This window comes from Comamonas sp. UBA7840 (assembly GCF_002501455.1).
Lineage (GTDB): Bacteria > Pseudomonadota > Gammaproteobacteria > Burkholderiales > Burkholderiaceae_C > Comamonas > Comamonas jiangduensis.
The window spans coordinates 1-19,983 of record NZ_DLTI01000027.1 but is presented as its reverse complement, the minus strand read 5'-3'; the positions used below and the strand labels follow the sequence as shown (position 1 = coordinate 19,983).

The following is a 19,983-nucleotide window of genomic DNA, read 5'->3' as shown; positions in this document are numbered from 1 at the left end:
TATGACTGCGCCCACTCATCCGAGACTTAGCCCTGTGGCTGCTGTCGTCCGGTCTTCCAGCCGCCATACAGCGCCACCACGCCCGGAATCAGAATCAACGCCCAGATGAGGGTTTCCAGGTGCTCCCGCACCCACGGCAAGTTCCCAAAGAAGTAGCCTGCCGACACAATGCCCAACACCCACACAATGGCGCCAGACACATTGAACATGCTGAACTTGCCGCGCGACATATGGGCCACACCCGCCACGAAGGGCACAAAGGTGCGAATAAAGGGCATGAAGCGCGCCAAGATAACCGTCACACCGCCATAGCGCTCATAAAAACTATTGGCTTTGTCGAACGCTGCGCGGTTGAACCAGCGCGAGTTTTCCCACTGAAAGACTTTGGGTCCTGCCATCCGCCCTAACGTGTAATTGCACTGGTCCCCCAAAATGGCGGCCACCAGCAAAATGCCGCATGCCAGCGGAAAGTTGAGCATGCCCACGCCAGCCATCGCGCCCACAATAAACAGCAGCGAATCGCCCGGCAGAAACGGCATTACCACCAAGCCGGTTTCGACAAAAATAATCAGAAACAGCAGCGCGTAAACCCATGCGCCATAAGCCACGACCAATGTCTCCAAGTGCTTGTCGATATGCACAATGAAGTCGATCAAAAACGAAACGATTTCCACAACCACACCCTCAAATGCCAGCCCGCGCCTGGGGCAGGTCGGCAGCCAAACAAAGCGTTAATGTAGTCCCATGCGCAGGGCATGCAGGCCAAACAGGGGCTGTCGCCGCGCTGTTTTGCACACACTCCGACATCCGCTGCAACAGCCTGCAAACCAGAGCTACAAATACTTGCAATACGGGCCAGAACTTTGCACCAAGTTCATCAAAACCAGTCTCTGCCACAGGCACAGTGACGCCTGATTTTTGAATTACTACATGCAAGGAGGTGCACATGATTAAAGCTCGCAGCACATTTTTGATCGCCGCTGTTGTGGCCGCTTTCACATTGGGTGGTTGCGCCCACCGCCCTAACAATGCCCAAATTGGCGCCGGCGTAGGCGCCGTGGCCGGTGGCTTGCTTGGCGATGCCGTCTTTGGCAGCACCTTAGGCACCGTGGGTGGCGCCGCTGCAGGTGCGCTGATTGGTAACCAGATGGGCCAAAACAGTGATGGCTATGGGGGCTCGCGCGGTCACCGCCATCATCGCCACCGCTGAATTGGTTTTCTGTAGCAGCCGCTAACACCCCCAATGAGGCTGCATACAATGGGCTGATGACTTCTTCTGCTCCCGCACTGCAGCGCCGCGCCATTCAAGACCTTCCGGATGAACTCATCAGCCAGATTGCCGCTGGCGAGGTGGTAGAGCGCCCTGCTTCTGTGGTGCGCGAACTGGTGGACAACGCCTTGGATGCCGGTGCCAGCCAAATCACCGTGCGCCTGCTGGCCGGTGGCGTGCGCCTGATCAGCGTGGAAGACGATGGCTGCGGCATTCCTCGTGAAGAGCTGCCCGTGGCCCTGCGCCGCCATGCCACCAGCAAAATCCGCGATTTGAATGAGCTGGAGCATGTGGGCACCATGGGGTTTCGCGGCGAAGCGCTGGCCGCCATTGCCTCGGTGTCGGAAACCGCCATCCTCTCGCGCCTGGAAGGTGAAGACAAAGCCTGGCTTCTGGAAGCGCGCAGCGGAGAATTGCGCCCCGCCGCCCGCAACCGCGGCACCACGCTGGAAGTTAAAGAGCTGTTTTTCAGCACCCCCGCACGGCGCAAGTTTTTAAAGACCGATGCCACCGAGCTGGCGCACTGCATTGAATCCGTGCGCCGCCACGCCTTGGCCCGCCCCGATGTGGGCTTTGCCATCTGGCACGACGGCAAGCTGGTGGAGCAATGGCGTGCCGTGCCCATGGATGGCTCGGTCGACAAAAACGACGCATTGGCACGCCGCTTGGCCGATGTGCTGGGGGATGACTTTGTGGCCAACTCCATCCCTGTACAGCGCACTTCGGCCTCCAGCGGCATCACCGTCTACGGCCGCGCTGGCCTGCCCGATGCCGCGCGCAGCCGCCCCGACCAGCAATACTGCTACGTCAACCAGCGTTTTGTGCGCGACAAGGTGCTGACCCATGCCGCCAAAAGCGCCTACGAAGACGTGCTGCACGGCCACAAGCAACCCATTTACGCGCTGTACATGGAGATCGACCCCGCGCGCGTGGATGTGAACGTACACCCCACCAAGATCGAAGTGCGCTTTCGCGACAGCCGCGAAGTGCACCAAGCCATCAAGCATGCTGTGGAAGATGCGCTGGCTGCCCCGCGCGCGGCTTTGCTGGCGGCGCACGCCGAAGCCTCCACACACGCAGCGCTGGCGCCCGAGGCATCGGGCACTGGCCCCACCGCGGCCAGCACGGTGGCTTGGCAACCCAGCGTCAGCGCGCCGCGCCCTGCCATGAAGCCACAGCTGCAGTACCCCATGCCGCTGCAGGAAACGGCGGGCCACAAGGTCAACGACATGCAGGCCCTGTGGGCCCCCATGCGCGAGGCCGCCCTCACAGTTTCTGCCGCCGCATCAACATTCGCGCCAAATACCGCACAAACGATTGCCAATCCTACGCAAGCAGCTACAGAAATTGATTTGTCTGCTGCCAGCCCTGCCCCAGCTACCCACGACCCCTCCGCCTGGCCCCTAGGCCGTGCGATTGCGCAGGTGCATGGCGTGTACATCCTGGCTGAGAACGCCCAGGGCATGGTGATTGTGGACATGCACGCCGCGCACGAGCGCATTGTGTATGAGCGTTTGAAGGAGCAACTGGGCAACCACCAGCCCATTGCCAGCCAGCCGCTGCTCATTCCCGCCACCTTTGCCGCCACGCCGCAGGAAGTGGCCACAGCCGAAGCCCATGTGGACACCTTGCACGTGCTGGGGCTGGAGATTGCGCCGTTCTCGCCCAAAACCCTGGCCGTGCGCGCCGTGCCCTCTACCTTGGCGCAAGGCGATGCGGTGGAGTTGGCACGCAGCGTGCTGGCGGAGCTGGAGCAGCAAGATGCCAGCGGTGTGATTCAGCGTGCGCGCAATGAAATCCTTGCCACCATGGCCTGCCACGGCGCAGTGCGGGCCAACCGCCGGTTGACGCTGGACGAGATGAACGCCTTGCTGCGCCAGATGGAAACCACCGAGCGCTCCGACCAGTGCAACCACGGCCGCCCCACCTGGCGCCAGCTCACCCTGAAAGAGCTGGACGCGCTATTCCTGCGCGGGCGCTGAGCGGCGGCTACACTGAGCATGCTTTACTTTTTGCCTTGAAGGCCTGCGCCCCCCACACCGCCCCCATGTCCGTACCCTTTTTTGCCCGCGTGCGCGCTGCGCTCGATAGTTTCTCGCCCACCGAACGCAAGCTCGCGCAGGTGGTGCTGGACTACCCCATCAACTTGGCGGGCTACAGCGCCAGCGAGCTGGCCCAGCTGACCGGCGTCTCCAATGCTACCGTCACGCGCTTTATCCGCCGCCTGGGCTACGACAGCTACGAAGAAGCGCGCCGCACCGCACGTCTGGAGGCCTCCACCAACGGCCTGCAGCTGCCTATGGCGGACGTCAACATCTCTCCCAGCGCACCCAACTGCGCACTCTTGTGGCAACAGTTGCAAGACAACCTGACCGCCACGCTGGCGCAGATCCCGGCCAGCACCATGGACGCCATGGCCTCGGCCCTGCACCAGGCACCTGCCATCTTCTGCGTGGGCCTGCAGCACAACCACATGCTGGCGCGTTCGCTGCGCGGGCATCTGATGAGCGGTTTGGACAAACCCATCTACGGCGCGCCCGCCGCCGGTGAAACCATTGAAGACGTGCTGGCCCGCATTGCACCGCGCGACATGGTGGTGCTGTTTGCGCTGGGCGGCATCCGCGCCGACATGGCCGAGTTGGGCGAGCGCGCGCGCAAGCTGGGCGCCAAGCTGATCTGTATTACCGACACCGCCAGCCACGCACCGCCCTCAGACTGGCTGCTGCGCTGCCACACCACTCCCCATGCGGCGGAGGTACGCCACCTCTGCGACACCAGCGCTGCCCAGGCGCTGGCCTACGGCTTGGCGGCACACACCATCCAGTGGGGCGCTATTCCGTTCGAGCTGATTTAAGCCGCGCCCGCTCCCGTCTCCCCTGCAAGCCTGTTTTTTACGAAAACAGGCTTTTTTCCTTGGTGTGACTACGCACAGCCAGCGCCGCCCCAGCAGGCCTGCGCAACGCTGGATACCGCCTGCCTTTCTGCAGACACGGCACGCCACCTCCCCTGCAGGGTTTGCGCCTTGGCATGAACGGGCAACCATGAATTCATAGCTACCAGCGCTTATGGAATGGTGCTTTGCGATGTATTTCTCTTAGAAGCCAAGCATTCACGTGCGCTAGCAGCTTCCATTAACAGAGCAACTGCGCACACCACGCCACATCGTCAAAAAAAACTGCCAGCATCGAATTCCGCGATGCCGCCCCGCGACGGCTGTACCCCATCAGGCACGTCGTCACAAAAAATTCATATAAATCAACGAGCAAGACACTTTTCACATTCTTCAACTTGGTGCAGGCAAGCACCAAATTCAGACAGTTATGCACCAAACTTATACAAGTCATGCTCGATATGGTGCATATAGGCATACATTTTTGGCATAATTTTCAACGTGCGCTGCGGCGCTTTTGTTTTGTGCCCTTGAAAGACTGACCCTCATGAAGTACGCCAACCTCGACCAATTCCTGCAAGACGTTGCTGCCCGCAACCCCGGTCAACCTGAATTCCTGCAAGCCGTCACGGAAGTGATGGAGTCGCTGTGGCCCTTCATTGAAAAGAATCCCAAGTACGCCGACAACGCCCTGCTGGAGCGCCTGGTCGAGCCTGAGCGCATCATCCAGTTCCGCGTCAGCTGGATGGACGACAAGGGCCAGGTGCAAGTCAACCGCGGCTTCCGCATTCAACACAGCATGGCGATTGGCCCCTTCAAGGGCGGCATTCGCTTCCACCCCTCGGTGAACCAGTCGGTGCTGAAGTTCCTGGCGTTTGAGCAAACCTTCAAAAATGCGCTGACCACACTGCCCATGGGCGGCGGCAAGGGCGGCTCGGACTTCGACCCCAAGGGCAAGAGCTCGGCGGAAGTGATGCGCTTTTGCCAAGCCTTTGTGACCGAGCTGTACCGCCACGTGGGCCCTGACACCGACGTGCCTGCAGGCGACATCGGCGTGGGTGGTCGCGAAGTGGGCTTTATGGCCGGCATGTACAAAAAGCTGTCCAACAGCGCCGCTTGCGTGTTCACCGGCAAGGGACTGACTTTCGGCGGCTCGCTGATTCGCCCTGAAGCCACCGGCTACGGCACGGTGTACTTCGCCCAAGAAATGCTGGCCACACGCGGCCAGTCGATGGCCGGCAAGACCGTGTCCGTGTCCGGCTCGGGCAACGTGGCGCAATACGCCGTGGAAAAAGCCATGCAGCTGGGCGCCAAGGTGGTGACCGTGTCCGACTCTTCCGGCACCGTGTACGACAAGGACGGTTTCACCGCCGAGAAGCTGGCCATCCTGATGGACATCAAGAACAACAAGTACGGCCGCGTTAACGACTACGCTGCACAAGTGCCCGGCGTGGAATTCCTGGCTGGCGTGCGCCCATGGGGCATCCAGGTCGACGTGGCCCTGCCTTGCGCCACCCAGAACGAGCTGGATCTGGCCGATGCACAGACCCTGATTGCCAACGGCGTGCTGTGCGTGGCAGAAGGTGCTAACATGCCCTCCACCATTGAAGCGGCCAAGGCGTTTGAAGCGGCGGGCGTGCTGTATGCCCCCGGCAAGGCCTCGAATGCGGGTGGCGTGGCCACCTCCGGCTTGGAAATGTCGCAAAACGCAGGCCGCCTGAGCTGGACCGCCGAAGAAGTGGACGCCCGCCTGCTGCAAATCATGCAAGGCATCCACGCCGCCTGCCTGAAGTACGGCAAGCGCGCCGACGGCACCGTGAGCTACATCGACGGCGCCAACGTGGCCGGCTTTGTGAAGGTGGCAGAAGCCATGCAGGCACAAGGCGTGATCTAAGCGACGCCAGCGCTTCCTTCCAAAGTACAGAAAAAAGGAACCTTCGGGTTCCTTTTTTTGTGGCCGCAGCAGCTGCCGCACAGCAATACTAAAAACAGCCCCTAGCGCTTGCGCAGCAAGCGCCAAGCGCTCCCAATGTCCTAGCACCAGCAAAGGTGTTCGCCGGGCCGCTATAAATGCGCCCGGCCTGCATTGCGCAGGCCACAGCGAGCGCGCACTTTGCTGCGCCCTCTGGTAAAGCCTGCCGTTGTGCAGGCATTGTTTTCCTTTTTTGCATGCGCTGTACAAGCGCTTTGATCGTGACTTTCTCTCTGAACAAAATTGTGGCCGCTGCTGGCCTGATCGCTGTTTCCGCCACCGCTGCTGCCGCTGACTCCAGCGTCAACGTGTATGGCCGTATCGACACCGCCGTCGAATCCGTGAAGACCGGCAACGCCCGCGTCAACGGTGTGAACAACAGCGGCTCTTACTTTGGCTTCCAAGGCCAGGAAGACCTGGGCAATGGCCTGAAGCTGGGCTTCCAGCTGGAAAGCGCCATCAACTCGGACAACGGCAGCATCACCGAAGCGGACAGCTTTTTTAGCAACCGCAGCGAAGTGAACCTGTCGGGCAACTTCGGTACCGTGCGCATGGGCCGTTTCTTCAACCCTTCGTACTACGCCATCGCTGACCGCGCCAGCCTGCACAACGAAGACTACGGCATCACTGCAGACGCGCTGTACGTGGGTGTCGAGAACGCCAACAACCGCCTGGCTTACAAGTCGCCCGTCTTCCACGGCCTGAGCGTGGAGTCTTCGGTGAGCTTCCACGAGCGCGCCGCTGACAGCAAGGACAAGAACGCCTACGACCTGGCCGCCAACTATGACCGTGGCAACTGGTCGTTCGGCGCAGGCTACGGTGAGTGGGCCGATGCCAAGCAGTACGCCTTGCGCGCCTCCTGGACTGCCGGTGCCTGGACGCTGTCCGGCTACCACCAGCGCAGCGAAGATGTGGTGGCTGGCATCAAGGAAAAGACCAACGTGACCCGCGCTGCCGTGGCCTACGCCATTGGCGCCGGTGAACTGCACGCCAACTTTGGCCATGCCAACGCCGAAGGCCAGGCCGCTGCCAACCAGTGGACCGTGGGCTACAACCACCACCTGAGCAAGCGCACCAAGGTGTACGCGTTCTACAGCCAGCTGCAAAACAAGGACGGTGCAGCCTTTGGCGATCTGAGCCCCAACGAAGACCGCAAGTCGGTGTCCGTGGGTATCCGCCACAACTTCTAAGCCCTCTCAGGCTTGCCACCAAAAAAGCGATCCCGATGGATCGCTTTTTTTATAGCTGCTAGCGCTTATGGAATAAGCGCCGGAGGCAGTTTTCAGCCTTAATCGTGGTAGCGCTCTGCCAGGCTGTTGGCGGCCAGCATCGCGTCATACACCTCTTCTTCGCTGATGGGGCGGCCCATATTGCCCATGGTGTCGTTCTTGTCACAGGCCAGCTTGGCCACTTGGCGCCATTCGGCCTCTACCCACTCGGTCACACCAAAGTCGCGCAACGAAAGGGGCAGGCCCGCCGCCTTGATGATGCGAATCACCTCTTCCACCTCGTTCAGCGGCGCGTTCTCCAGCACCAGCTGGGTCAGCAGGCCAAAGGCCACCTTCTCGCCGTGCTGGGCGTTGTGCAATGCGGGCACCACGGCCATGCCGTTGTTCACCGCATGGGCAGCGGCCACGCCTGCCGCTTCGGCGCCCACGCCGCTCAGGTAGATGGTGGCTTCAATGGTTTCTTCCAGCGCAGGCGTCACGGCCTTGTTGCGCACGGCATCCATCGCGGCGTCGATGTTTTTGCGCAGAATTTCATAGCACATCTCACCCAAGCCCAAGCCGGTGCGCGAGGGGCGCTTGAGGATCAGGTTGGTGCCATTGCAGCGCCATGAGGCCCGCGCTTCAAAGTAGGTGGCCAGCGCATCGCCCACACCTGCGGCAAAAAAGCGCGCGGGGGCTTGGGCAATGATGGAGGTGTCTGCCAGCACAGTATCGGGGTTGTGCGGCATGAACAGGTAGTGGTCAAACTCGCCATTGGGCTTGTAGATCACGGCCAAGGCGGTGCAGGGTGCATCGGTGGAAGCAATGGTGGGCACCAAAATCTGCGGCAGCTTGCAGTGGTGCGCCACGGCCTTGGTCACATCCAGTGCCTTGCCGCCGCCCACACCCAGCACCACATTGCAGCCAGCGGCTTTGACGGCTGCTTCCAAACGGGCAATTTCATCGGTGGTGCACTCACCACCAAACTGCTCTACGTGGCTGCGGATGCCCTGCTGGGTCAGCTGTGCCACGGTGTCGGTTTGAATGCGGGGCAGGAAGAAGCGATCCGCAATGATGAACACATGGTCACCATGCTCAGCAATGTATTCACCCACCTGGTTGAACAGGCCAGCGCCGATGAGGAATTTCTTGGGGGAAGAGACAGAACGTGGAGTCATGGAAGCACCTGGTAGTTGTTATTAGGGTTTTCCATAATGCCAAGACGCTGCAACTCCTTCAAGGGCTGCGGGGCGGCATTCGCCGCACACTTGATTCGTATCAAGCAACGCGGGGTTCACCGCGCAGCGGCCTGCACCTGCCTGCGCCGCCGCAGGCGGTGGCGCTGCTAGCGCTGGGTGCGCAGCACTGCCGCATCACACCAGCGCTGCGCCACCTTGGGCGTGGTGATGCACACGGCCTCGTGCGTGACGGTGGTCACCGCACGCTCCAGCAGCTGAATGTCGGCTTCGTGCTGGCGCGCCACATGCGGGTCTTCAAAGAAGATGGCGCGCTGGCAGCGGCGCTCCAGCACCAGGTCGGCAATCTGTGCATCGCCCCCCAAGGGGCCGCTGTGGTAGCGGTCCACCCAGGCTTTGTCCGCAGGCCAGCCTTTGCTCCAGGCCAGCTCATTGAGTTTTTGACCTGTGGTGCCCGTGCCCACCCGGCGCTTAAAGCGCGAGAGCAGGTCAAAGTTCTGCGCCACAAAATCCAGCATGGCGGGCTTCATGGCATCGTGCGCAATCAGCGCCACGGTCTGGTTTTCAAAGTCATGAAAGCGATCGGCATTACGGTCGCGCGCCAAACCTGCGTGTATGCGCTCCATCTCCACCCAGTCGCGCGCCGTGGCCACGGTAGAGATAAAGGGCTTGCCGTGGATCACGCACTGGCGCTTCAAAGCCAGTGCTTCCGGGAAGATGGAGGATGGATCGACCGGGTCGGTCAGATAAATGGAGCCATCCAGCGTGCGCCCCTCGCCCATGCCCACCACCTCAGCCACCAGCTTCATCAGCCCGCCTTCGCGGCCATAGGGGTAGCGCACCAGGTTGCTGTAGCGGTGCATCATGTTGGCGGCGGCAATCGCATCGTAGGTGCGGCCCACAGCGTGCAGGCCCAGGTTCAACTCGCGCATGCCGGATTCACAGGCGCGCAGCAGCGCAAACAGCGCGGCATCTTCGGTTTGGTGGTGGAGACGGTTCGCAGCAAGGCCTAACAGCATGGTCACATATTCCTTCACAACAGCGCGTTCGTGAGTTCGTGATTGACGCGCGCACAGAGCATAGACCCAAATACCGGCCCCAAAAATGACGGCCGCTGTCACCCGGTGCAGCGTGTGCACCCAGCCTGCCGCCCACGCCAGAAAGCTGCACTGCGCCTGCAGGGCTGTAAAAATTCATAGCTGCCAGCGCTTTTCCCATCTGCATCAATGCCTTTTTTGGCAAGTGTGCGAACTAAGCGACACCACGCCAAATTGCTTCTGCTAGCCTGCACACGCCGCTGATCGGTGGCACTTTATTGGCTCTCTGGTATTGGTTTTTGTGTCTGCTTCTTCCTCTTCTGCCGTGGCATCGCCTGCGGCCATGTCGCCCGTTTTTGTCATTGGCTTGCTCGCGCTGCTGCTGGGCTTTCAGCCGCTAACGACCGATCTGTACCTGCCCGCCATGCCGTTGCTGGCGCAGCAGCTCGATGCCTCTGTCGCCCAGACCCAAAGCACGTTTTACGCCCTGATCCTGGCGTTTGGCTGCTCACAACTGGCCTGGGGGCCCGCGTCCGACCGCTGGGGCCGTCGCCCCATCTTGCTGGCAGGCATTGGCTTGTATGTGCTGGCCGCCGTGGGCTGCGCGCTGGCACCGCACATGGATGCCTTGATCGCCTGGCGCACCGTGCAAGGCGCAGCGCTGGGCGCTGTGGTGATGGCGGCCCGCGCCATCGTGCGTGATTTGTACAACCCCGTAGAAGGCACCCACGTCATGTCCAAAGCGCTGTCCGGCTTGGGCGTGCTGGCCTGCTGCAGCCCCTTGATGGGTAGCTGGCTGGCGCAGTACATGGGCTGGCGCTCCACCATGGTGGCGCTGTCTGTGGTGGGGGTAGCGTCCTGGCTGCTGGTGTGGCTGCGTTTTCAGGAAAGCGTGCAGCACTTCAACCCGCACGCCTTGCAGCCCCGGCGTTTGCTGGGCAGCTGGCGCGAAATTCTGCGCCACCCTACCTTTTTGGCCTATTCGGCCACCACCACAAGCTCATATGGTGGCCTGGTGGTCTTTTTAACCGCCGCCCCCTTTGTCTTTACCCAAGCCCTGGGCTGGAGCGCCAGCCACGTCGGCTGGCTGCTGGCAGCCAATGGGGTGATCTATATTGGCGGCACCATGCTGTGCGGCCGCCTGCTGCCACGCTGGGGCGTGCGCAATACTGTGGCCATCGCCGGTGGGCTGGCCGTGCTGTGTGCAGCCTTGCTGCTGGGCTTGGCACTGCTGGAGGTACGCAACCCTTGGGCCTACGCCTGCGCTTGCCTACTGTTTCCGATTGCCCACGGCATCCAGCAACCGTGCGGCCAAAGCGGGGCCGTCAGCGCCTTTCCCAAAGCGGCGGGCATGGCTTCGGCACTCAACGGCTTCATCATGATGCTGTTCGCGTTTGCCACGGGCCAGCTGCTGGGCCGCAGCTTCAATGGCACTGTGTACCCCTTGGTTTTCGGGCTGGGATTCTGGTGTTTGGCAGCAGCCTTGGCATCATGCACGCTGGTGCGCCGCCACGGCGTACCCAGCGCCCCTTAAAGCCCGGCTTTGCTGGCGCTGCTTGGTCTGAACCGTTTGCCACTTCGCCCCGTTTTCCATTTTGACTGCTTCCACTTCTCCCCTGCCCTGCATTGCCATCGCCGGCCCCACCGCATCCGGCAAAACCAATGCCGCCCTGGCGCTGGCCGCCGTGCTGTCCCAGCGCGGCCAAGCCTGTGAAATCATCAGTGTGGACTCGGCCCTGGTCTATCGCGGCATGGACATTGGCACGGCCAAGCCCACGGCCCAAGAGCGGGCGGCAGTGCCGCACCACCTGATCGACATCCTCGATCCCCTGCAGTCCTACAGCGCCGCAGAATTTGTGCAAGACACCCAGCGTCTGGTCGGTGAAATCCGCGCGCGCGGCGCCATCCCGCTGCTGGTGGGCGGCACCATGCTGTACTTCAAAGCGCTGCTGGATGGCATTGACGAAATGCCCGCCGCAGACCCTACCGTTCGCGCCCAAATTGATGCGCAAGCTGCCGAGCGTGGCTGGCCTGCTATGCACGCCGAGCTGGCCCAGGTAGACCCGGAAACCGCCGCCCGCCTGGCCCCCGCGGACAGCCAGCGCATTCAGCGTGCGCTAGAAGTGTGGCAGGTGTCCGGCCAGCCACTGTCGAGTTTTCACAATACAAAAAAGAGAGCTGCTGACGCAGAGCCTGCTTTCGATTGCACGCTTTTTTCCTTAGAACCCAATGACCGTGCCTGGCTGCACGCGCGCATTGCACAGCGCTACGACGCCATGCTGCAAGCAGGTTTTATCGACGAGGTGAAAGCCCTGCGCGCCCGCGGCGACCTGAACCCTGACCTGCCCAGCATGCGCTGTGTGGGCTACCGCCAAGTCTGGGAAGAGCTGGACTGGCAAGCGCGCAAAGGCACGCCCGACATCAATACGCACCTGGTGCGCGAAAAAGGCATTGCTGCTACGCGCCAACTGGCCAAGCGCCAAATCACCTGGCTGCGCAGCATGCCCCAGCGCCACCCGATTGCGTGTGACGACCCTCTGGCCACCATGAACGTGGTGCAAGCGGCCTTGGCCTGTATCCCACAGCGCGCGTAACGCAGACGCCCGGCCAAACCCCTGCACCCCAACCAAGCAAACCGAGGGCACCCAGGTTTGCAGAGCGTGCAAGGTATGCCCCCACCGACTACATACACATACACATGCGTATGCCAAGGCACGCGCCTGGATACGCCTGCTTACGCCACAGCCCGGGTGTTTCCGTTAGTCTTGACCCCAAAGGGCAAGCTATGAAACACCTTCACTTTCTTGGGATCGCCATCGCACTCACGCTGGGTGGCTGCGCGCACCGCGATTACTACCCCGCTTCTGATACGACCGCCAACACCCCCAGCGGCATCACGGTCTACGGGGAAGTCGATGCCAGCGTGGTGCATACGCGCTGAGTTTTTTCGCAACACCCATTCAGGCGACTAAGCTATCATCTCGCCGCTGCTCCATACAGGAGCAGTTTTTTCGTTATGGTGCCCAGCGCTTTTTCTAGCCTTGGGTTAAACGGGAAACAGGTGCGCCCTGTCCTTCGGAACTGGCAAAACCTGTGCTGCCCCCGCAACGGTAAGTGCGACTAACTGCATCATGCAACCACTGGAACATCTGTTCTGGGAAGGGGATGCAGCTGTTACCCAACAACGCACAAGCCCGGAGACCGGCCAGAACGTATTCAGGCGGATTTGCTGCGGGGTGGCGGCGACGAGCGCTTTGCAGCACTTTGAATTTGAAATAGCCCCCATTTGCACAGCGAATTCATATGCAAACACCGTATTTGCGGGGACGCAAAACGGTTTGATGGACTCATTTCATGCCATTCCAGCTCTCTCCATGCACACTTGCCATGTGTACGCTTTTGTCTGCGGCCACCTTCAGCACCCAGGCACAAGACAAACTCAATGCGCCAGTTCTCGTGTCTGCAACACGCATTGACATGCAAGATCAAGACGCGCCTTACGCCTCTGAGATTCATACCCGCCAAGACATTAATCGCTCGGGAGCCACTTCGCTCTACGACTATCTGGCGCAGCAAACTTCATTGCAAATATTGCCCAGTTACGGCAATCGCTATACCCCACAAATCAGTATGCGCGGCTATGGCAACGACGGCAACCAGAACGTTGTGCTCACAGTCAACGGCCGCCGACTCAACAATGTAGACATGATGCCCCAGCTCATTGGCTCCATTTCATTGAGTGATATTGAGCGCATTGAAATCACCAAAGGCAGCGGCTCTGTGCTGTTTGGCGATGGCGCAACTGCAGGCACTATTCAGATCTATACCCAACCCCGCGACGGTGCTTCGCTGGAGACTTACGCAGGCAATTACGGCCAGCGCGGAGCGATTGCGTCTGTGGGCGTGGTGCGTGAAAAATTTGACCTATCTGCAACGCTGGACCACGGCAAGACCAATGGTTTGAGCGACCAAGACCCGTCAGGCCATACCGACAGCTCGGAGGCCAATACATGGCGCCTTGCCGCAGGCGTCCAACCCCTGAATGGGCTGCGCCTGGACGTGGAAGCAGGCGCATCCAATATTGATACCCGCTACCCCGGCTCCCTGACGCAGACCCAATTCGATGCCAACCCCGGCATGAATAAAGGCAGCAAGTACACGCACCAGAAATTAGAGACTGAGCACTGGAGCGTGGGGGCTGACTACCAAATCAACCAACAGTGGAAAGCCACGGCGCGCCGCCACAATGAACAGAAGTCTTCGGTCTATCGCCCTGCAACGTCAGGTACCGACTACGACTACATCTCCAACGAACTGGCGCTGCAATACACGCACGATGCATTCATCGTCAATGCAGGCATGCAAGACTTTGATGGCAAGGTCTCGCAAACCGCCAGCCGCACCCGCAAGCAAAATCGTGGCTTTTTCCTGCACGGCCAATACATGTGGGACGCTTGGACGCTTTCTGCGGGAGCGCGCACAGAGCAAGTCAAATACCGCTACCACGCGGTATCTGGCGAATCGCTTGCGTCGGATAAAGACCTGAATTCTTGGGAATTGGGCGCTAACCACAAGGTCTCTCAGCAACTGTCCGTGTTCGCGAACTACAGCGACGCTTTTGTCACTCCAGACATTGATCGTTTCTTTACGACCGATTGGTCAACGGGCATCACATCGTTCAATGGTTTTATTCAACCCGCCAAGGCCAAAACCTTGACGATCGGAGCCAACCACCAGACAGAAAGCAACCGCCTCAAAGTCTCTGCCTTCTATGCCAAGCTCAAGAACGAAATCTACCTAGAGCCGTTTGGCTACAAAAACACCAACATCGACAAATCGCACAAATACGGGATCGAAGTACAAGACCGCATCCAGATCACTCCACGCATCAGCGGCTTGATCAATTACGCGTGGACACGCGCGCTCATTGACCGCGAAAACGACGGTGCCGGCGCATTCAACGGCAAAGAAATACCTGGCGTTCCACGCCACAGCGTGGTGCTGGGTCTTAACGTGCGCGTCACTGAGCATGGCAACCTCAACCTGACGCACACATGGCGCAGCAGTACATGGGCAGCAGGCGACTTTGACAACAACAACAAACAAAAACAGCGTGCTTACCAAAGCACCGATGTCAGCTACCGCCACCAAGTGGCCAAACACTTGGAAATGTATGCGGGTGTGAGCAATCTTTTTGATCGCTCCAACGGCATGTGGGTGCGCGATGACGCCATCTACCCCATCAACTTTGAGCGCACTTGGAAGCTGGGCGCTCGCATAAGCTTCTAAGACTGCTGCATCGCTTGCTTGATATGGCAGCGCTATGTGCTGCATAAAAGCATAAAAAATAGCTGCCAGCGCAATCTACATCAGCGCTGGCAGCCATTTTTATCCCTCAAACACCCTGCCGCTGTTACGGCCCCTGCACCCGCAGGCCCCAAGGCCGCAACGGGGGTGCAGCGCCATTACTGGCCGTGTGCAGCCACTTCTTGGTCGACCTCGGCGTGAATTTTTTGCATCTGCGCCGAAGGTGCTTTGCCCATCAGGCTGACCACCACAATCGCTATCGACGACAGCACAAAACCGGGCACGATTTCATACAGGCGGAAGATGCCAACAACGTCCTTCATGGGCACGCCATAGCTCTTCCACAGCAGCACGGTGACAGCGCCCACCACCATGCCCGCCAGCGCGCCGTTGCGTGTCATGCGTTTCCACAGCACCGAGAACAGCACAATCGGCCCAAACGCGGCGCCAAAGCCAGCCCACGCGTAGCTCACCATGCCCAGCACCTTGGAGTTGGGGTCTTGCGCAATCACGATGGCCACCACGGCAATCGCAAACACCATGGCACGGCCAAACCACACCAGTTGCTGGTCGCTGGCGGTTTTGTTCAAGAAGGTTTTGTAGATGTCTTGCGTCAGCGCGCTGGAGCACACCAGCAACTGGCACGACAAGGTGGACATCACCGCCGCCAGCACCGCTGCCAGCAGCACGCCCGCCAGCCAGGGGTTGAACAGCAACTTGGTCACTTCCAGGAACACCGTTTCCGCGTTGGCGTTCACGCCTGCGGCAATCTCGGGGCGTGCGCCAAAGAAGGCAATGCCAAAAAAGCCCACGGCCACTGCACCACCCAGGCACAGCGCCATCCAGGTCATGCCAATGCGGCGGGCCTTGGGAATGGTTTTGACCGACTCTGCCGCCATGAAGCGCACCAAGATGTGCGGCTGGCCAAAGTAGCCCAGGCCCCAGGCCAGCAGCGAGACGATGGCAATCACATCCAGATTGGCCACCATGTCAAACGCGCCGGGGCGTGCGGTTGCAATCACCGCAGCCGATGCGGCCACGCCGCCATCGGCGTAAATCACCATCAAGGGCGCCAGGATCAGCGCCGTAATCATCAGGGCCGCCTGAATGGTGTCCGTCCAACTCACGGCCAAAAAGCCGCCGATGAACACATAGGCCATGGTGGCCACCGCGCCCACCCACAGGGCGGTCTGGTAATCCATGCCAAACATCGACTCAAACAACCGCGCGCCCGCCACCACGCCCGAGGCGCAGTAAATGGTGAAGAACACCAAAATCACCACCGCCGTGACGATGCGCAGCAAGCTGCTTTGGTCTTCAAAACGGTTGGTGAAATAGTCGGGCAGCGTCAGCGCGTTGCCCACCTTCTCGGTGTACACCCGCAGGCGTGCCGCCACAAAGCGCCAGTTCAGCCAGGCACCCACGCACAGGCCCACGGCAATCCATGCCTCCGACAAACCTGTGAGAAACACCGCGCCGGGCAGGCCCATCAGCAGCCAGCCACTCATGTCCGATGCGCCCGCCGACAGCGCCGTCACCACACTGCCCAGGCTGCGACCGCCCAAAATGTAGTCCGACAAATTCTGGGTTGCGCGGTAGCCCAGCCATCCGATCAGCAGCATGCCAAACAGATAGATGGCAAACATCACCAGCGTTGGGGTGTTAGCGGTCATTCGTATCCTCCTCAATCTTGTAAATGGCTGCGGTGTCACCACCCCGCTCACCAGCGCTGCCACAGCGCGGGCACCCCCACTGCCGCATACCACCGACACAAGGAATCCGAACGAGGGCACGCTCCGCCGCCCCGTGCACCGGCGCCCTCACCATGGTGCAAACCCTCAATTGGAACAGGTGTTGCCCCGCGTGGCGCACACCAGTGCGCTATGCCGCCCGCTGGCCGTGGGTTTTGCAGCGCTGAGCGCGCCCCGCAAAGCACCCCTGTGCCAGCGTTTGTTGGCTGATTTAGGTACAGTCATGCCCCATACGCGCCTTGCGCGCACGCCGCCTTGAACGCCCCAGAACACCATGACCCAAGATAACGACCGCGCCTCTGAACTCAAAAAAATCGAAATGTGCGATGCCTGCGCCGGTATCCAGCGCAACTGGCGCAAAGCCCCCGGCCACGTCGAGCTGGCCCAGGGCGACAACTACAAGCGCGAGCGTGAAACCGGCACCGTCACCATCACCCGTTATGTCTGCGAGCGCTGCGGCACCAACTGGGAATATGAAAACGACAAAAAGAACATGCACGCAGGCTGGTCGCTCACGGGCCGCCGCCCCACCAAGAACTAAAAATGCATAGCTGCTAGCGCTTGCTCCACAAGCGCCAGAGGCCAAAAACACCATAAAAAAAGCTGCGGGGCATGGGCCTCAGCAGCTTTTTTTATGCGCCCGTTATCGGGCAGATGGGTACATCACCTCTACCCAGCTACACAGCCGCTCCCCCCACCCAGCCAACCAGCGGTTGGCGGCTGGCAGTTAGCGATTGGCGATTGGCGATTGGTGATTGGTGATTGGTGATGGGCGATTGAAACAGCGCGCAAAGCCAAGCAGGCCGTACCCGCGCGCTCAGTCCAGCAACGCCCAGCAACCAAGTTATCTGGCCTCGTGTGAGCGGGCCTTAAAACCCCGCCCCCGGCTTGCTGAGGTACACCTTCTCTGCCGCCGTACTCTCGCGGCCCAGGATGGGGTTGCGGTGCGGAAAGCGCCCAAACTCCTTGATCACCTCCCGGTGCTTGTTCGCGTAATCCAGCGTGCCTTCAAAAAACTCGCGCAGCGCGGGCTCCGCTTCCTGGTACAGCTGCTCAAACGCCACCACACTGTGCTCTTGCATCAGCATGTCTTCGGCATGCTCCAGCGGCAGGTAAATAAAGATGCGCGCAATGGCGGGAATGCTGGCATCCATATCCCAGCCCAAGTCAATCGCCTTCAGCGCCAGCTGCCGCGCCTTGGCATCGCCCGCAAAACTCTTGGGCGTGCAGCGGTAGGCGTTGCGCGTGAACTGATCCAGCACAATCAGCAGCGCCAGCATGCCCAGCGGTGACTCCAGCGCCTCGCCATCCAGCTTGCCAGCCAGCGCCTCTTGCAGCACCGCGCCAAACAGGTGGCGAATCTCTTCATCCACCTCCTCCGACTTGGTAAACCACAGCGTCTTGCGCGCCAGCGCGCTCTCGTTGGTGGGCAACTCTGCGCCCAGCCAGTACTCCAGCACCTGCGACAGGCGCGGGTCCAGCACATGCGCAACAGGCAAAGACAGGTGTTTGGAGGTGTCAGACATGGCTATTCCTTTTTGTAAAACGCAGTAAACCCAGCAAAGCCCAAGCGTAACGCCACTGCCAGCGCCACTTTCACCAACGATGGTGCATGGCAGCGCCCCAAAGATCAAGGCAAGCCAGCGCATGCCGCACACCGGCCAGGTGGTGGGCCGCGCACGGCGGTGTGCCCTACAAGCCCGCCACATCGCAAACAAGGTTGAACGCAGCGCCACCAAAAACATAGCTGCCCGCGCTTTATGCATCTACGCAAAAGACCTAAAACACCTTCAAAAAGCCTGCGCACACGGGCACACACCGCAGTCGACTATGTGGCACACCCACAGCGCTTTGCCCCTATAACCACCTCCATACCTACAAATACTGGTGCAGCCTGCCGGGGAGGGGCCGCGCACCACACAGAGACATGGCCACCCTGATACCTGCACTGGGCACCTGCCTGCACCGCATGACTGCGGGCGAAAAACGCCTGGCCGAGCGGCTGGAAAAGAAACTGGAAGACGACTACCTGCTTTGGTACGACGTGCCGATTGGCCCCAAGCAAACCCACCCCGACTTTGTGGTGCTGCACCCGCACCGGGGCGCGCTGATTTTGGAAACCAAAGACTGGCACCTCAGCACCATCCGCAGTGCTACGCGCGAGCGGTTTGAAATTCTGGACAGCAGCACCGGCCAGCCCAAAGTGGTGATGAACCCGCTGGCGCAAGCGCGCCACTGCGCCATTCAGGTCATCAACGCCCTGCAGCGCGACCCGCAACTGCAGCAGCCCGACGGCCCGCACAAGGGCCAGCTCATCTTTCCATGGGGTTACGGCGTGGTGTTCACCCGCATCACCCGCGCGCAGTTTGAAGCGGCGGAACTGGGCAGCGCCATTCCCGAGCGCTTGGTCATCTGCCAAGACGAAATGTTTGAAAACGTCGAGCCCGAGGCCTTCCAAGAGCGCCTGTGGGCCATGTTTCCGCACAGCTTTGGCAAGCGGGGAATCACCGTGCCGCAGCTCGAACGTGTGCGCTGGATTCTCTTCCCCCAGGTGCGCGTGCCCCAGCAGCAAAGCCTGTTTGAAGATGCCAGCGCCGAAGCCGCCGCAGAAAACGCTGCCGAAGAGCGCCTGCCCGACATCATGCGCGTGATGGACTTGCAGCAAGAACAGCTGGCGCGCAGCCTGGGCGACGGCCACCGCGTCATCCACGGCGTGGCAGGCTCGGGCAAAACCATGATTTTGGGCTACCGCGCCGAACACCTGGCACAGACCCAAGGCCCCGGTAGCAAACCCATTCTGGTGCTCTGCTACAACGAGCCGCTGGCCGTCAAACTGGCCGCCCAGCTCGACACCAAAGGCCTGAGCGAGCGCGTACACGTGCGCCACTTCCACAAATGGGTGCGCGGCCAGCTCGTCGCCTACCACCAGTTGCCCGACTACGCCGAGCGCTGGCCTGTGGGCAAAAAAATGGAGGAATACGTGCGCTGTGTCATCAGCGGGGTGGACAAAGGCCACATCCCCGCCGGCCAGTACCACGCCATCCTGATCGACGAGGGGCACGACTTTGCCCCCGAATGGCTCAAGCTCATCACCCAGATGGTCGACCCGCACACCAACAGCCTGCTCCTGCTGTATGACGATGCGCAAAGCATTTACCGGCGCAGCGGCAAGATGGGCTTTAGCCTCAAAAGCGTGGGCATACAAGCCAGCGGGCGCACCACCATCCTCAAAATCAACTACCGCAACACCCGGCAAATTTTGCAGCTGGCGAACAAGGTGGCGGGCAGCACCCTCCAGCCCGAGGACGCCAAGGATGAAGACAGCATCCCCCGGTAATCCCCCCGTAAAACC

General features: G+C 60.6%; 15 protein-coding genes, 1 pseudogene and 1 riboswitch. Of the genes and pseudogenes, 11 read left to right on the top strand and 5 right to left on the bottom strand.

Annotated features, from left to right (window positions below; genetic code table 11):
* Window positions 1–26: 26 nt before the first annotated feature.
* The gene (locus B3R00_RS10605; protein ID WP_286998994.1) at window positions 27–674 is read right to left on the bottom strand and encodes a DedA family protein; all 648 of its coding nucleotides are present in this window, start codon (window positions 672–674) and stop codon (window positions 27–29) included.
* Window positions 675–946: 272 nt separating this feature from the next.
* Here B3R00_RS10605 and B3R00_RS10600 point away from each other — a divergent pair, with 272 nt between their 5' ends.
* From B3R00_RS10600 to B3R00_RS10580, 5 genes are all read left to right on the top strand, one after another.
* A complete protein-coding gene (locus tag B3R00_RS10600; RefSeq protein ID WP_286998993.1) occupies window positions 947–1,210 on the top strand; it encodes a glycine zipper 2TM domain-containing protein in 264 nt (87 codons plus the stop codon).
* 56 nt (window positions 1,211–1,266) lie between these two features.
* The gene (gene mutL / locus B3R00_RS10595) at window positions 1,267–3,252 is read left to right on the top strand and encodes a DNA mismatch repair endonuclease MutL (protein ID WP_286998992.1); all 1,986 of its coding nucleotides are present in this window, start codon (window positions 1,267–1,269) and stop codon (window positions 3,250–3,252) included.
* Window positions 3,253–3,317: 65 nt separating this feature from the next.
* The gene (locus B3R00_RS10590) at window positions 3,318–4,124 is read left to right on the top strand and encodes a MurR/RpiR family transcriptional regulator (RefSeq protein WP_219164036.1); all 807 of its coding nucleotides are present in this window, start codon (window positions 3,318–3,320) and stop codon (window positions 4,122–4,124) included.
* A gap of 583 nt (window positions 4,125–4,707) precedes the next feature.
* Window positions 4,708–6,054 carry an NADP-specific glutamate dehydrogenase gene (gene gdhA / locus B3R00_RS10585; RefSeq protein WP_286998991.1) on the top strand — a complete coding sequence of 449 codons (1,347 nt, stop codon included), beginning with the start codon at window positions 4,708–4,710 and terminating at the stop codon, window positions 6,052–6,054.
* Window positions 6,055–6,353: 299 nt separating this feature from the next.
* Window positions 6,354–7,322 (top strand): porin, encoded by a 969-nt coding sequence (locus B3R00_RS10580; RefSeq protein WP_286998990.1) that lies wholly within the window; start codon window positions 6,354–6,356, stop codon window positions 7,320–7,322.
* Window positions 7,323–7,420: 98 nt separating this feature from the next.
* On the opposite strand, the gene B3R00_RS10575 is transcribed toward B3R00_RS10580, so the two are convergent.
* Complete coding sequence (locus B3R00_RS10575; protein ID WP_286998989.1) at window positions 7,421–8,518, bottom strand: glycerol dehydrogenase; 1,098 nt, start codon at window positions 8,516–8,518, stop codon at window positions 7,421–7,423.
* A 167-nt stretch (window positions 8,519–8,685) separates the two neighbouring features.
* Window positions 8,686–9,561: a methylglyoxal synthase gene (locus B3R00_RS10570; RefSeq protein ID WP_286998988.1), complete on the bottom strand. Its 876-nt coding sequence runs from the start codon at window positions 9,559–9,561 to the stop codon at window positions 8,686–8,688.
* Between the two features lie 313 nt (window positions 9,562–9,874).
* On the opposite strand from B3R00_RS10570, the gene B3R00_RS10565 reads away from it, so the two are divergent.
* From B3R00_RS10565 to B3R00_RS10550, 4 genes are all read left to right on the top strand, one after another.
* A complete protein-coding gene (locus B3R00_RS10565) occupies window positions 9,875–11,107 on the top strand; it encodes a multidrug effflux MFS transporter (protein WP_286998987.1) in 1,233 nt (410 codons plus the stop codon).
* A 61-nt stretch (window positions 11,108–11,168) separates the two neighbouring features.
* Window positions 11,169–12,167 carry a tRNA (adenosine(37)-N6)-dimethylallyltransferase MiaA gene (miaA, locus tag B3R00_RS10560; RefSeq protein ID WP_286998986.1) on the top strand — a complete coding sequence of 333 codons (999 nt, stop codon included), beginning with the start codon at window positions 11,169–11,171 and terminating at the stop codon, window positions 12,165–12,167.
* A 191-nt stretch (window positions 12,168–12,358) separates the two neighbouring features.
* Window positions 12,359–12,514: a hypothetical protein gene (locus tag B3R00_RS10555; RefSeq protein WP_219164028.1), complete on the top strand. Its 156-nt coding sequence runs from the start codon at window positions 12,359–12,361 to the stop codon at window positions 12,512–12,514.
* Window positions 12,515–12,573: 59 nt separating this feature from the next.
* A riboswitch (cobalamin riboswitch) is annotated at window positions 12,574–12,797 on the top strand.
* A 253-nt stretch (window positions 12,798–13,050) separates the two neighbouring features.
* A complete protein-coding gene (locus B3R00_RS10550) occupies window positions 13,051–14,862 on the top strand; it encodes a TonB-dependent receptor (protein ID WP_286998985.1) in 1,812 nt (603 codons plus the stop codon).
* A 176-nt stretch (window positions 14,863–15,038) separates the two neighbouring features.
* Here the strand turns inward: B3R00_RS10550 and putP are convergent, their stop codons facing one another.
* Window positions 15,039–16,553 (bottom strand): sodium/proline symporter PutP, encoded by a 1,515-nt coding sequence (gene putP, locus B3R00_RS10545; RefSeq protein ID WP_286998984.1) that lies wholly within the window; start codon window positions 16,551–16,553, stop codon window positions 15,039–15,041.
* 352 nt (window positions 16,554–16,905) lie between these two features.
* On the opposite strand from putP, the gene B3R00_RS10540 reads away from it, so the two are divergent.
* Window positions 16,906–17,172 (top strand): hypothetical protein, encoded by a 267-nt coding sequence (locus B3R00_RS10540; protein WP_286998983.1) that lies wholly within the window; start codon window positions 16,906–16,908, stop codon window positions 17,170–17,172.
* Between the two features lie 328 nt (window positions 17,173–17,500).
* Here B3R00_RS10540 and B3R00_RS10535 read toward each other — a convergent pair whose 3' ends face one another.
* Window positions 17,501–18,157 (bottom strand): DUF924 family protein, encoded by a 657-nt coding sequence (locus tag B3R00_RS10535; RefSeq protein ID WP_284214944.1) that lies wholly within the window; start codon window positions 18,155–18,157, stop codon window positions 17,501–17,503.
* Window positions 18,158–18,558: 401 nt separating this feature from the next.
* Between B3R00_RS10535 and B3R00_RS10530 the strand changes: the two are divergent.
* Window positions 18,559–19,962 (top strand): annotated as a pseudogene (locus tag B3R00_RS10530) (NERD domain-containing protein); the annotation flags it as partial.
* Window positions 19,963–19,983: the final 21 nt, after the last annotated feature.